General features: G+C 60.4%; 11 protein-coding genes. 3 read left to right on the top strand and 8 right to left on the bottom strand.

Going from position 1 to position 13,605, the window contains the following annotated elements; genetic code table 11:
* The first annotated feature begins 8 nt into the window (after positions 1 to 8).
* Positions 9 to 1,454, top strand: coding sequence for an iron ABC transporter permease (locus tag L598_RS01760; RefSeq protein WP_246658584.1), 1,446 nt, complete (start codon positions 9 to 11; stop codon positions 1,452 to 1,454).
* Positions 1,455 to 1,488: 34 nt separating this feature from the next.
* On the opposite strand, the gene L598_RS01755 is transcribed toward L598_RS01760, so the two are convergent.
* Positions 1,489 to 3,447, bottom strand: coding sequence for an acetoacetate--CoA ligase (locus L598_RS01755; RefSeq protein WP_144859514.1), 1,959 nt, complete (start codon positions 3,445 to 3,447; stop codon positions 1,489 to 1,491).
* Between the two features lie 188 nt (positions 3,448 to 3,635).
* Here L598_RS01755 and L598_RS01750 point away from each other — a divergent pair, with 188 nt between their 5' ends.
* Positions 3,636 to 5,465 carry an AsmA-like C-terminal region-containing protein gene (locus L598_RS01750; RefSeq protein ID WP_144859511.1) on the top strand — a complete coding sequence of 610 codons (1,830 nt, stop codon included), beginning with the start codon at positions 3,636 to 3,638 and terminating at the stop codon, positions 5,463 to 5,465.
* Here L598_RS01750 and L598_RS01745 read toward each other — a convergent pair whose 3' ends face one another.
* From L598_RS01745 to L598_RS01715, 7 genes are all read right to left on the bottom strand, one after another.
* Complete coding sequence (locus L598_RS01745; RefSeq protein ID WP_144859508.1) at positions 5,466 to 6,284, bottom strand: ABC transporter permease subunit; 819 nt, start codon at positions 6,282 to 6,284, stop codon at positions 5,466 to 5,468. It abuts the gene before it with no gap.
* Positions 6,285 to 6,286: 2 nt separating this feature from the next.
* Entirely contained in the window at positions 6,287 to 7,198 is a 912-nt protein-coding gene (locus L598_RS01740; RefSeq protein ID WP_144859505.1) for an ABC transporter permease subunit, read from the bottom strand.
* Positions 7,199 to 7,207: 9 nt separating this feature from the next.
* Positions 7,208 to 8,350 carry a polyamine ABC transporter ATP-binding protein gene (gene potA, locus L598_RS01735; RefSeq protein WP_144859501.1) on the bottom strand — a complete coding sequence of 381 codons (1,143 nt, stop codon included), beginning with the start codon at positions 8,348 to 8,350 and terminating at the stop codon, positions 7,208 to 7,210.
* Between the two features lie 63 nt (positions 8,351 to 8,413).
* Positions 8,414 to 9,475 carry a polyamine ABC transporter substrate-binding protein gene (locus tag L598_RS01730; protein WP_281407354.1) on the bottom strand — a complete coding sequence of 354 codons (1,062 nt, stop codon included), beginning with the start codon at positions 9,473 to 9,475 and terminating at the stop codon, positions 8,414 to 8,416.
* 158 nt (positions 9,476 to 9,633) lie between these two features.
* Positions 9,634 to 11,010: a glutamine synthetase family protein gene (locus L598_RS01725; protein ID WP_144859489.1), complete on the bottom strand. Its 1,377-nt coding sequence runs from the start codon at positions 11,008 to 11,010 to the stop codon at positions 9,634 to 9,636.
* 165 nt (positions 11,011 to 11,175) lie between these two features.
* Complete coding sequence (locus L598_RS01720; protein WP_144859485.1) at positions 11,176 to 12,129, bottom strand: DMT family transporter; 954 nt, start codon at positions 12,127 to 12,129, stop codon at positions 11,176 to 11,178.
* A 109-nt stretch (positions 12,130 to 12,238) separates the two neighbouring features.
* Entirely contained in the window at positions 12,239 to 12,511 is a 273-nt protein-coding gene (locus L598_RS01715; RefSeq protein ID WP_246658580.1) for an acylphosphatase, read from the bottom strand.
* Positions 12,512 to 12,627: 116 nt separating this feature from the next.
* On the opposite strand from L598_RS01715, the gene L598_RS01710 reads away from it, so the two are divergent.
* On the top strand, positions 12,628 to 13,605 hold the full coding sequence (locus L598_RS01710; protein ID WP_144859479.1) for an NADPH:quinone reductase: 978 nt from the start codon (positions 12,628 to 12,630) through the stop codon (positions 13,603 to 13,605).

Here is a 13,605-nt window from a genome sequence, read left to right as displayed (position 1 = left end):
CAGCCTCGATCGGCGTCACCTGCGCCTGGCTCGTGGTCGCCTATGAGTTCCCCTTGCGCCGCATCCTGTCCTGGGCGCTTGTTCTGCCGCTTGCCGTCCCACCTTACCTGGCGGCCTATGCCTTTGCGGAATTCTTCCATTACACGGGCCCGGTGCAGACGGCACTCCGGGCGATATTCGGCTTCCGGACTTCGCGCGACTACTGGTTTCCGGACATACGCTCGACGATGGGCGCGGCCATTGTCATCGCGTCTGTGACCTTCCCTTATGTCTATCTCACCGCCCGTGTCGTCTTCATCATGCAGGGGCGCAATATTGCGGATGTAGCGCGCACTCTCGGCGCGAGACCGTCAAGGGTCTTCCGCCGCATCCTGCTGCCGGTGGCTCGCCCTGCCATCGTGGCCGGTCTGGCACTGGTACTGATGGAAACAATCAACGATATCGGCGCCGTACAATATCTCGGGGTCCAGACGCTCACGCTTTCCGTCTATACGACGTGGCTGAACCGAGGCAGCCTGGAAGGTGCCGCACAGATCGCATTGCTCATGCTGATCCTGGTCTTTCTGATCCTGACGGCCGAACAATTTGCCCGCAGCCGGCAGCGCTTCCACGCCGCGCGCGGAACCCAGTTGAAGATCCATCCGCCGCGCACGCGTCTTGCCGGCTGGAGAGCCGCTGCGGCGACCATGGCCGGTACAATACCCATACTCGCCGGTTTCGGCATACCGCTTTATGTTTTCGGTGACTATGCCCGAAAGCGGCTCTACCAACTCACCGAACCGGCGCTGTCCGAAGCCTTCCTGACCAGCCTCATGACAGCCGCCTCCACCGCTGTGATAACGGTTTTGGCCGCACTCTTCCTGCTAAACGCGCTCCGTCTCTCGCGTTCCCACGCGACTGCGCTTGTCGTCCGGCTGGCCTCGATCGGTTATGCGATGCCAGGGACGATCCTCGGTCTTGGGCTGCTGCTGGCTCTGGCACATGCAGATAATGCAATAGATGCATTCTTCCGCCAGCATTTTGGCTTCTCGACCGGGCTGCTGATGACCGGTTCGGCGGCAACCATCGTGCTGGCCTGCTCCATCCGCTTCCTCGCCCTTGCCGAAGGAACGATCCGCTCCGGCCTGGACAAACTGCCGCCCAATCTTGACGAAGCCGCGAGAAGCCTCGGCAAGACATCCACAGGCAGCGCCGTCATCATCCTCCTGCCGCTACTGCGGCCGGCGATCGCCACAGCCGCCATACTCGTCTTCGTCGATACCGTGAAGGAACTTTCCGCCACGATCCTGCTGAGACCCTTCGGCTTCAACACGCTAGCCACCAATGTCTACGAGAACGCGTCTCGGGGCGCGGTCGAGGACGGAGCCGTCGCCGCCCTTCTCATCATCGCGACTGCGATCCTCCCGGTCATTCTGCTCACGGGAACTTTGATGCGCGACCGCGACGCCGCGTGAACGGTTCTTAAAGCGCCAGGTTCAGGGAGGTAAGCTATTCCCGCAATTGCGGAAGGTCTCGGAAAAGGTCAAGCGCCTCGGGATTGGCCAGCGCCTCCTTGTTCTTGACCTCGCGCCCATGCACCACGTCGCGCACGGCAAGTTCGGTGATCTTGCCGGATTTGGTCCGCGGTATATCCGCCACGGCCACGATCCGCGCCGGCACGTGACGAGGACTGGCCCCCGTACGGATCTTGTTGCGAATCTTCTTTTCCAGTTCCTCATCCAGCGTGACGCCTTCTGCCAGCCTCACGAAAAGCACGACGCGCACGTCACCGTCCCAATCCTGTCCTATGCAGATCGCCTCCAGCACTTCGGGCAACTGCTCGACCTGATTGTAGATTTCCGCCGTGCCTATTCTCACGCCGCCGGGATTAAGGGTCGCGTCCGACCGGCCATGAATGACAATGCCGCCATGTCCGGTCCATTCGGCGAAATCGCCGTGGCACCAGACATTATCGAAGCGATCGAAATAGGCCGAGTGGTACTTCTCGCCAGTCGGATCATTCCAGAAACTGATGGGCATTGATGGAAAGGCACGCGTGCAGACCAATTCACCCTTGCCCTCGGGCATATGCCTGCCCTCGTCGTCCCATACGTCGACGGCCATTCCGAGCCCCGGCCCCTGGATCTCGCCCACCCAGACGGGCTTGATCGGTATTCCGAGCACGAAACAGGCGACGATGTCGGTGCCACCTGAAATCGAAGCCAGATGCACGTCCTTCTTGATCGCCCGATAGACGAATTCGAAACCTTCGGGCGCCAATGGCGACCCTGTCGAGGAGATCACGCGCACGGTCGAAAGATCATGGGTATTGATGGGCTCCAGCCCAGCCTTGCGGACTGAATCGATAAACTTCGCCGAAGTGCCGAAATAGGTCATCCTCTCGCTTTGGGCGAAGTCGAACAGGACGTTGCCGTTCGGATAGAAGGGCGAGCCGTCATAGAGCAGCAGCGTAGCGCCGGAAGCAAGGCCCGAAACCAGCCAGTTCCACATCATCCAGCCGCATGTGGTGAAATAGAAGAAGCGGTCGCCCTTCACGATCCCGGCGTGGAGACGCTGCTCCTTCACATGCTGGATGAGCGTGCCGCCGGCCGAATGCACGATGCATTTCGGGACGCCGGTCGTTCCCGACGAGAACAGGATATAGAGCGGATGGGCAAAGGGAAGGCGCTCGAATTCCGGCTCGCCCGCCTCATAAGCTTCGATTGCAGTCTCAAGCGGGCGGGCGCGCTCGATTCCCTCCGCGACATTGGCCGAAGTGCCGAGATAATCGACGATGATCGCACGTTTCACTGTCGGCAGCCTCTCGACCACCTCCGCGATCTTGTCCGCCACCTCGATGGACTTGCCGTTATACCAGTAGCCATCCGGCGCGAAGAAGATGACCGGCTCGATCTGGCCGAAGCGGTCAAGCACGCCCTGTACACCGAAATCGGGCGAGCAGGAGGACCAGATGGCGCCGATCGACGTGGCAGCCAGCATGGCAGCCACCGTTTCGGGCATGTTCGGCATCATGGCGGCTATCCGGTCTCCGGCCTTCACGCCTTCTGCCCTGAAAAGCTGCTGCAGGCGCGAAACCAGCGCGCGCAACTCGTCCCAGGACATGCGCCGTTCCACCTTGTCCTCACCGCGAAAGACGATGGCGTCGCCGCTGCCGGAATGCTGCAGAAGGTTCTCTGCGAAATTGAGCCGCGCATCGGGAAAGAAGGAGGCACCGGGCATCCTGTCACCGTCGATGAGAACACGCTCGCCCTTTTCCCCGACAATGCCGCAGAAATCCCAGACCAGACTCCAGAAGGCTTCCCTGTCTTCGATCGACCACTTGTGCAATGATTCGTAGTCGCCGAATTGCTGCCCGGACGCCTTTGCCGCCTCGCGCATGAATGCTGTCATGGGCGCGTTGTTTATCCGATCATCTGAAGGAATCCAAAGCGGCTCGGGTTGCTGCATGTCAGGTCTCCGGTTGGGCGACGAGGTTATGCATGTTGCGTCGGCGCGGAGCAAGATGCCCTTTCGACAGATGATCTGTGCGTCTGGCCATCGCGCGGCCATAAAAGGTTGAAATTAAACGTGTCTCGGGTAAATCCCGAATGATGGGCGAAGGATCGGGGCTTCTTCCCATCCCACGGTGAGGATTTATGCCAGTATCGGCTGCCAAAAAAGGCACGTGGGCGCTCGGCGCGGCCATAGTATTGATCATTGTGGCGGTCGTGGCTCTGCCCCTTATCGCCTCCACCCAGATCGTGCGGGACGGAATCGCGCGTCAATTGAGTATCTGGAGCGGTTATCAGGTAGAACTGGGGCAATCGCCCCGAATACAAGTCTGGCCGTCCTTTCGCGCTGTGCTTCACGACGTGGATTTCGTCGACCGGAGGGCGCCGAACGGGTCACCCGTCATCGAAGCCGAGCGCGTGGATGTAGACCTTTCCGCCCTCGCCGCGCTGAGGGGTGAAATCATCTTCACACGAATTTATTTCGTGCGGCCGACGATACTTGTCGCCAATACCCGTGGGCTGCTGCTTCTGCCGCCCACTCCACGAAGCGGCAAGCTCGCCCAATCGGTGGATGTCGCCCGTTCCTTGCTCGCGGCCAATTCCTCGAGCCCGGACACATCATCCCTGCCCGTCGATCCGTTCGGCACAGTGGAAATCGAGGGCGGAAAAATCAGGTCGGCCCAGAAGGGTGAAATCGTGTCGGGCCTTTCCGCAAAGCTGAACTGGTCGGCGCTCAACCGCCCCGCAACGCTCTCCGCATCCGGGATATGGCATGGCGAAGGGGTCACCATCGAAGCAAGTGCCGAACAGCCTCTGCTTCTGTTCGCCGGCGGCAACACGCCGATCAAAATGACGCTGAGCGCGGCTCCAATGACGGCTTCCTTCGAAGGTCTTGCGAATGTCTCGGCCGATCCGTTTGCGGACGGTCAATTGAAGCTCTCGTCGCCCTCGTTGAGACGTCTTCTCGAATGGACAGGCTTCGATGCCAATCCCAGCAATGCAGTTGGCTCCTTTGCCTTGGCCGCGAAATTCACCGGCAACGGAAAACGCGGCAAATTCGAGAATGCGCAGCTCGCCCTCGATGGTAATTCCGGTACAGGGGTCCTGGATATGGCATTTTCGCCGGTGCCGCCGAAGGTGACGGGCACGCTGGCCTTCAAGAGCCTGGATCTTCCCTCCTTCCTTGCCGCCTTCACGCCGCTCCCGCCCGATCCAAAGTCCGCGGAAACCTCGATCAGTACTTCCGAAGCCAATGGATTCAATCTCGATTTGCGGCTATCGGCGGCAGCGGCGACGGCCGGCTCGATCAAGCTTTCCGACATTGCCGCCACCGCCCAGGTGAAGGACGGATTGGCTGCTTTCGATATCTCGGATGCCCGGGCCTTTGGGGGCAACATTCAGTTCGGTATGCGGGTCGACCGGCAGATCGGTGACAATCTGGTCGAATTGCGGATGAGCGCCGAAGATATAAAAGGCAGCGAGCTCGCCGCCATGCTCGGTGCAAAGGAGTTCATCCCGCAAGGCAGTGGTACGCTTTCCATCATCCTCAAGGGCACAGGCCGGGAATGGAACAGCGTGCTCGAAAGCGCTGATGGCTCGGTTTCCGGCACCTTCGGGAAGGGCACCATACCAGGCATAGAGCTTGCAGCCTTTTTGTCGCGCAATGCCAAGGGGGGCTTTTTTCCGCTGTCAGAAGTGTCCGGCGGATCGCTCGCAATTGAAGGAGCCGAGATCAAGGCGACGATTTCCAAGGGCGTGGCAAGGATCGACAAGGCCGAGGCCCGCTCCGGCAAAAGCGTGATATCGCTTGGCGGTCTCATCCCATTCGCCGGCCGCGGCATAGCGCTTTCCGGCACCATAGCACCCGCTGCTCCAACGGAATCAGGGGACGATGCGCGCGCCGTATTCTTCGTCGGCGGCTCATGGAGCGATCCGTTCGTCTCACCGGTTCTACCCGGACTGCCGCCGCGCTGATTAAAGCCGCCGCGCCGCCTGTTCGTCGCGCAGGCGCTGGACTTCGCGCCTCTTGTTGACGATCGCTGCCGTAATCACGCCTATGGTGACGATGGCTATGAGGATCGTGCAGACGGCGTTGATTTCCGGCGTCACGCCGAGCCGGACCTGGCTGTAGATCTTCATGGGCAGAGTTGTTGCGCCTGGACCGGAAGTGAAGCTCGCAATCACCAGATCGTCCAGCGACAATGTGAAAGCGAGCATCCAGCCGGCGACCACAGCCGGGAGGATGATGGGAAGGGTGACCTGGAAGAAGGCCTTGACCGGCGTGGCGCCAAGGTCCAGCGCCGCCTCCTCTAGTGAACGATCGAAGGTCAGGAGCCGCGACTGCACGACCACGGCGACAAAACACATGGAAAAAGTAATGTGGGCGATCGTGACCGTCGCAAAGCCACGGTCGAAATTGACCGCGACGAACAGAAGCAGAAGCGACAAGCCGGTGATCACCTCGGGCATGACGAGCGGCGCAAAGACCATGCCAGAAAAGAGCAAGCGCCCGCGAAAGCGCGTGTATCGGGTCAATGCCAGCGCGGCCATGGTGCCGAGAACCGTTGCCACGGTGGCGGAGATAAAAGCCACGCGCGCCGTCACCCATGCGGCGTCGAGCAATCCCTGGTTGGAAAACAACGAAACGTACCAGCGTGTCGAAAAACCAGCCCATACGGTGACCAGCCGGGATTCATTGAAGGAGAAGATGACGAGCAGAACGATCGGCAGGTAGAGGAATGCGAAGCCGAGAATCAGCGAGACGATATTGAAGCGGCTCCAGCTTCCCTGCATCGTTACAGCCCTTTCTCACGGGCATTGGCCTGGGCCCGCTGGAAGAACATGATCGGCACGACCAGGATCAACAGCAGGATGATGGCGACTGCCGAGGATACCGGCCAGTCGCGGTTGGAAAAGAACTCGTTCCACAGCGTCTTGCCGATCATCAGCGTCTGCGATCCGCCGAGCAGGTCGGGGATGACGAATTCTCCAACCGCCGGGATGAAGACCAGCATGCAGCCTGCCGTGATGCCGGGCAGAGACAGGGGAAAGGTTATCTTCCAGAAGGCCGTGAGCGGGGGACAGCCGAGATCCTGCGCCGCTTCGATAAGCGAGTAGTCCATCTTCTCCAGCGTCGCATAGAGCGGCAGCACCATGAAAGGCAGATAGGAATAGACAATGCCGATATAGATCGCCGTCGTGGTGTTCAGGATCACCAGCGGACTGTCGATGATGCCGGTGAAAAGCAGGAACTGGTTCAACAGTCCCTCGGGCTTCAGTATGCCGATCCAGGCATAGACGCGGATCAGGAAGCTGGTCCAGAAGGGAAGAATGACCAGCATCACAAGCACGGGCCGCAAGGCCGTCGGTGCCCTCGCCATGCCGTAGGCAATCGGATAGCCGACCAGAAGCGTGATCAGCGTGGATACGGCCGCTATCACGAGGCTGGATATATAGGCGTTGATATAGAGCGGGTCGTCGAGCAGCCAGGTGTAGTTGTCTGCGCTCAGTTCCTTGAGCCCTTCGACAAGTCCGGAGATTCCCCCTTCCAGGCCGAAGGTCGGCGTGTAGGGCGGCATGGCTATCGCCGTGGTCGAAAGGGAAATCTTGAATACGATGATGAAGGGGACGAGGAAGAAGATCAGCAGCCAGAGATATGGAACGGCAATCACGAGCCTGCTGCCGATTGCCGTTGCCAAACGTCCCATCGCCGCAACCTACCTTATCAGAACAACGCCGGCATCGGCCGCGAAGGAAATCCACGCCCGGTCGTGCCAGGTCAGCGGATCCTCGACGACCCGTTGGCTGTTGACAGTGCTTGCCTTGACGATACGGCCGTCATCCAGCTTGACATGATAGATCGTCATGTCACCGACATAACCGATATCCCAGATCTCTCCCTCCACGGCGTTCGGCACATCTGCGGGCCGTTTGGAGGAAACGCGGAGCTTTTCCGGTCTGATCGCGAACCAGACGGTGTCACCGTTCGCCACATCCGCCGTATTGTCCGCCTTGATGGTGAGGGCGCCGCCAGCATCGGCGATCCGCATCGATCCCGCACTTCTCTCCGCTACCTTGCCTTCGAACATGTTCACGCTGCCAACGAAATCCGCCACGTAGCGCGAATTCGGCGCCTCGTAGATTTCCGCAGGCGTTGCGACCTGAAGGACCTTTCCCTTGTCCATAATGGCGATGCGGTCCGCCATTGTCATCGCCTCCTCCTGGTCATGCGTGACGATGACGAAGGTCATCCCCAATTCATATTGGAGATCGGTCAATTCGAATTGCGTTTCCTCGCGCAGCTTCTTGTCGAGCGCGCCCAAAGGTTCGTCGAGCAGCAACACCTTCGGGCGCTTGGCGATCGAGCGTGCAAGCGCCACACGTTGCCGTTGGCCGCCAGAAAGCTGGTGCGGCTTGCGCTTGGCGAACTGCTCAAGCTTGACGAGGCGCAGCATCTCGCCGACGCGCTTCTCGATATCGGGCTTCGGCATGCCGTCCTGCTTCAGCCCGAAGGCGATATTCGCCTCCACCGTCATATGCGGAAAAAGCGCATAGGACTGGAACATCATGTTGACCGGACGTTTGTGCGGCGGGATTCCGCACAGGTCCTGCCCATCTAGCAGGATCTGGCCCGACGAAGGTTCCTCGAAACCGGCGAGCATGCGAAGCAGGGTCGTCTTGCCGCAACCCGATGCTCCGAGCAGGGCAAAGAATTCCCTCTCATAGATATCCAGCGAAAGATCGTCGACGGCGACGAAATCACCAAAGCGCTTGGTCACGCCACGGAAAGAAATATAGGGTTTCGCCGCCGGATCGTTCCATGGGGCGAAGCTTCTGCGGATGCTGCCTAGAGACTTCATACATGCCCCCGACTTTGCAAGAAGCAACGGCCCCGGCGACAAGCCGGGGCCGAAGGCGGTTTCCTACTGACCGGTGACAATCTTCGTCCACAGACGCGTCATCACACGCTGCGTTTTCGGATCGAGAGGCGTGGTGGTGTACAGTTTCTCCAGCGTCGCCTCATCGGGATAAATGGCCGGATCATCCCTGACCTCGGGATCCAGGAACTCCTCGGACGCCTTGTTGCCATTGGCGTAGAAGACATAGTTGGAGGCTTTGGCGATCACCTCCGGTTTCATGATGAAATTGATGAATTCGTGGGCTTCCTCGACATGCGGCGCATCGGCGGGAATGGCCATCTGGTCAAACCACATCTGAGTGCCTTCCTTCGGAATGGCATAGGCGATCTCGACTCCGCGATCGGCTTCCGCCGCCCGATCCCGCGCCTGGAAAACATCGCCCGACCAGCCGATGGCAACGCAGATATCACCGTTGGCAAGCGCGTTGATATATTCGGAGGAGTGGAATTTCCGAACATAAGGGCGGACCTTTAGCAGAGCCTCTTCCGCCTTTGCGAGCACTTCCGGATCATGGCTATCGGGGTCAAGCCCGAGATAGCCCAGGACCGACGGCACCACATCGGTCGGGGAATCCAGGAAGTGCACACCGCAATTCTGCAGCTTCGCCAGATTGTCCGGATTGAACACGACGTCCCAACTGTCGATCTCGTCAATGCCGAGCGCTTCCGAAACTTTCTTGGTGTTGTAGCCGATGCCGACCGTGCCCCACATGTAATTGATGGAATATTCGTTTCCCGGATCGTATTTCGCGAGACGCTCGGCAATCACGTCCCACATATTCTCTATATTGGGCAGCTTGGATTTATCGAGCTTCTGGAACACACCCGCCTGGATCTGGCGCGCCAGAAAAGTGCCGGTCGGAACCACGATATCGTATCCGGTGCCACCGGCCAGCAGCTTTGTCTCGAGTATCTCGTTGGAATCGAAAACGTCGTAAACGACCTTGATGCCTGTTTCCTTGGTGAACTCGTCGAGGACGGACTCATCGATATAGTCCGACCAGTTATAGACATTCACGACCCGTTCCTGGGCCTGTGCACCCGCCGCCACCGATGCGGCAATCATGCTTGCCGCGGAAAGCAGAAATGCCTTGCGTATCATTGGAACTCTCCTCTGTTCGACGAACCCCTAATCCCGTTTTCGTTGCTTTCCACGGCAGGGATTTTGCCTGACATTATTTAGGTTGGTGCGGCCCGACAAGAACCGAATTGCAACTCCGGCGGCTATAAATAAGTTGTCCGCTCCAGCGGCGTGATCTCGCTCCAGAATGCGACGATCTCGGCGCGCTTGAGGTCGCGATAGACCTTGCCGAGCAAAGGGCCCAGGGCACGATCGACGAAGATGCTTCTTTCCATGAGCTGCAAGGCATCATCCATGTCGTCCGGCAGCGCGACGCCGTCCTCGTCATAGGCATTGCCCTCGACGGGCGGGGGCGGAACGGCGTCTCCTTCTATCCCTTCGATCATGCCTTGCAATATCGCCGCCATGACAAGATAGGGATTGGCATCCGCTCCCGCGATGCGGTGCTCGACGCGGCGGTTCTCCTCAGTCGAAACGGGAATGCGGATCGCTACCGAGCGGTTGTTCTCGGCCCAGACGGCTCGCGTCGGCGCATAGGAACCGGGCGTTATGCGCCGAAAGCCATTCCAGGTGTTGATGAAGAGGAGGAGCGACTCCGGCATGGTCGCCAGCAGACCGGCCACAGCCGCTTCAAGCTTCCTGCGGCCTTCTGGGCCGGAGAAGACGTTCCTGCCTTTTTCGTCCAGCATGGATGTGTGGACGTGCATGCCGTTGCCTGCATATTCGATGAATGGCTTGGCCATGAAGGTCGCCGTAAGCCCATGCGCACGGGCACAGCCGATGACGATGCGGCGCAGGAGGATGACATCGTCGCAGGCGCGAAGCGGATCGCCCCGGTGCTTCAGATTGACCTCGAACTGACCGGGAGCGGCTTCCTTGATGATGGTGTCGATCGGCAGGTTCTGCGCGTCGGCCGCGTCGCGGATCATGTCGAACAGTTCGGCATGCTCGGCCAGGTCGTCGAGGCCATACATGCGCAGCCGATCCGGTCCGGCCATCGCGCCTACGGGCGCGGGCATGCCGTCGTCCCAGTCAATATCCGGATCCAGCAGGTAGAATTCCAATTCGAAGGCCGTGACCGGATAGAATCCCCTGGCATGGGCTTCCGCCACCTTCTGCTTGAGCACCTGGCGCGGACAGGCCATGAACGGCTTGCCTTCCGGCGTGAATGTCTGCAGCAGAACCTGCGCCGTCTTGCGTTTCGCCCAGGGAACGATCGCCAGCGATCCGCGGGTGGCGCGGCAATAGCCGTCCTTGTCGCCCGTTTCGATGTGCAGGCCGGTCTCGGCCACCTCGCGGCCCCAGACATCGAGCCCGTGCAGCGACATCGGGAAATTCACGCCTTCCCGGAAGGCTTTTTCCAGGCTGTCGCCGGGCGCCCATTTCCCGCGCATGAGACCGTTCGGATCAACGAGCAGGAACTCCACCGCTTCAAGATCGGGATGCTCTGCGATGAAGGCGCGGTACTCAGCCTCGTGGTCGGCCGAAATGAAGTCTCCGGAAGGTTTTGCGGGCGCCAAAGCGTGTTTCCTGACGGCTGTGCCGGGACCTTCTTCCAAGACATGTGGCTTCGAACCGCCGCCAGCTTCGAGAACTCCGCCCGCTTTATGTCGCAAGATACGCCTTCTGAACCGTTGCCGTTGCGGATCAGCCTGCGCCGGACCCGTTGGCCTTGTCAATAAGGTTCAGTGAGGCGAAGGCAGGCCCGTCACGCCAGGGCGCGCCGGGCGTGCATGGCGGCGGAACTCCATCGCGATATGGACCATGAGCGCGGCCACCACCACGCAGCCGCCAATGACGGTCCTGGCAGACGGGATCTCGCCATGGATAAGCCAGACCCAGACCGGCCCGAGCACGGGTTCGAAGGTACCGAGAAGGGCAGCGACCGGCGCGGCGATCAGCCTTGCGCCAGAAGCGAAGAGGGCCATTCCAAGCCCCAGATTGATGGCGCCGAAAGCGAACAGCCACACCATATCCGTGGCACTGGGCTGGAAGCTTCCCGCCTGCGTGGCGGCGAATGCGCAGGCGATCAAGGTGCCGAGGCAGGTGGCGGGCGTCATGCGCACATGCGCGTAACGCCGGGTGACGACCGTCGCGATGGCAAAGGCCATGGCAATGGTCAAAGCCAGACCGTCGCCGATGATGTTGACGCCGCCGCGCAGCGAATCCGAGACCATGATGCCGACGCCGAGGACCACGCAAGCAATGGCGATCCAGGTCGCCCAGTTCACCCTCTGGCGGAAAATCACCCACGAGATCAGGGCTGCCAGCAGCGGCACGCCGGCCTGCATGAGAAGGATGTTGGCGACCGTGGTGTAGCCCAGCGCGACCACGAAAGAGGTCGAGGCGACCGCGAAGCATGTGGCGACGGCAATGCCCGGTATTCCCATGCCGCGGAAAAGCGCGACCGTGCCGCGCATGCCGTCGCGCCAAAGCATGAAACCGATGAGGAAAACTGCCGCCCAGAGCGAGCGCCAGAATATGACCATCCAGCTATCGTCAGTTTCGAGGAAACGGCCGATCGCCCCGCCGAAGCTCCAGAAAAGCGCCGAGAGGAAGACCAGGAGAAAGCCCGTCCGCTCCTCGGCCGAGGAAACGACGTCGGCACCATTCTTTCCCGTTGTATCCGCCCCGCTCATGACATTCCTGCCGAACCGGAGGCGCCTTCGCGCCGCTACCGATTCTGCTAAATCGAACCGGAGCTTCTGGGATGATCCAGCATCGCCATCCGGTTGGATCAGCCATGTTTTACCGCTCGATGTGGAAGCCGTTCCTTTCGGCCGGGATCGTGGTGTCCGCGACCTTCACTGAAGAGACAGAGGCAAGCGAAGGCCCCAACCGAAAGCGTTCGACCAGTTCGGCCACATTTTCGTCCTCACCCACCACCATGGCGGCAACTGATCCGTCCGGCTCATTGCGTATCCAGCCGTCCAAACCCAGGCTTTGGGCCTGACGCCGTGCCCATTCGCGATAGCCGACGCCCTGCACCCTGCCCTCGATCCTGACGCTTATGGCTTTCATGCGGCTCTCCATTCCATTACGGATCGCAGATAAGGCGTCGCAGTAACACGGCAACACCCTGTTGTCCGTTACCACCGCCCTTTGATAAGCAGTTCCTTTCTCGGAGGAGAGCATCCATGAAAGCCGCGTGGTATGAGCGAAACGGGCCGGCAAGAGACGTCTTCAAGGTCGGGGAGATGGAGGCCTTCGAACCGGCAGAGGGCGAGGTAAGGGTCCGGCTGCACGCTTCCGGCGTCAATCCGTCCGACGTGAAAAGCCGCGCCGGGAGGCCCCTGATCGCGCCGCGCATCATACCGCATAGCGACGGCGCCGGGGTCATCGAAGCGACCGGCAGCGGCGTAAGCCATAGCCGCATCGGCGAACGGGTCTGGATCTGGAACGGGCAATGGAAACGCCCGTTCGGAACGGCGGCGGAATTCATCACTCTGCCGGAAAGCCAGGCGATTCGCCTTCCTGACAAACTGAACTTCGGCGAAGGCGCCTGTCTTGGCATCCCGGCGCTTACGGCCATGCATGCCGTGCGCCTCCATGGCGATGTCGGCGGCAAGACGCTGCTGATCACAGGAGGCGGCTCCGCCGTCGGCCACTATGCGACCCAGATCGCCAAGGCGCGCGGCGCGCGCATCATGGCGACCGCATCCGGCAAACGCGCAGAACATGCCCGACAGGCCGGGGCCGATTTCGTCATCAACTACAAGGCCAAGGATGTCGCCCGAACCATTCGCGACCTCACCAATGGCAAGGGCGTGGACGGCATTATCGACATGGACCTCTCCTCCACGGCCTCCCTGCTGCCGGAAGGCGTGTTGACGTCGCACGGTAAGATGGCCTGCTACGGATCGAATTTTGCCGGCGACATCAATATCTCCTTCCCGGCCATGCTCTGGAACAGCCTGACGCTCCAGGTCTTCGTCGTATACGAGCTCACGTGGGCCGAACGGGATGCGGCCATAAAGGATCTGACTCCGATGCTCGAAGCGGGAAGCCTGAAGCATTCCATCGGCGCCCGCTTCCCGCTTGCCGATATCGCCGCCGCTCATGAAGCGGTCGAGGAGGGCCGGACAGTCGGCAATATCGTTCTCGACATCGCCTGA

The sequence above is a fragment of the Mesorhizobium sp. J18 genome, from assembly GCF_007829525.1.
GTDB lineage: Bacteria > Pseudomonadota > Alphaproteobacteria > Rhizobiales > Rhizobiaceae > VLJP01.
The sequence above is the reverse complement of the archived record's forward strand: the minus strand, read 5'-3'. Positions and strand labels throughout refer to the sequence as shown.

Coding starts and splice junctions, on each gene's coding strand:
- L598_RS01755 (WP_144859514.1), bottom strand. CDS start 3,447: ATGCAGCAACCCGAGCCGCTTTGGATTCCTTCAGATGATCGGATAAAC.
- L598_RS01750 (WP_144859511.1), top strand. CDS start 3,636: ATGCCAGTATCGGCTGCCAAAAAAGGCACGTGGGCGCTCGGCGCGGCC.
- L598_RS01745 (WP_144859508.1), bottom strand. CDS start 6,284: ATGCAGGGAAGCTGGAGCCGCTTCAATATCGTCTCGCTGATTCTCGGC.
- L598_RS01740 (WP_144859505.1), bottom strand. CDS start 7,198: ATGGGACGTTTGGCAACGGCAATCGGCAGCAGGCTCGTGATTGCCGTT.
- potA (WP_144859501.1), bottom strand. CDS start 8,350: ATGAAGTCTCTAGGCAGCATCCGCAGAAGCTTCGCCCCATGGAACGAT.
- L598_RS01730 (WP_281407354.1), bottom strand. CDS start 9,475: ATGATTGCCGCATCGGTGGCGGCGGGTGCACAGGCCCAGGAACGGGTC.
- L598_RS01720 (WP_144859485.1), bottom strand. CDS start 12,129: ATGAGCGGGGCGGATACAACGGGAAAGAATGGTGCCGACGTCGTTTCC.
- L598_RS01715 (WP_246658580.1), bottom strand. CDS start 12,511: ATGAAAGCCATAAGCGTCAGGATCGAGGGCAGGGTGCAGGGCGTCGGC.
- L598_RS01710 (WP_144859479.1), top strand. CDS start 12,628: ATGAAAGCCGCGTGGTATGAGCGAAACGGGCCGGCAAGAGACGTCTTC.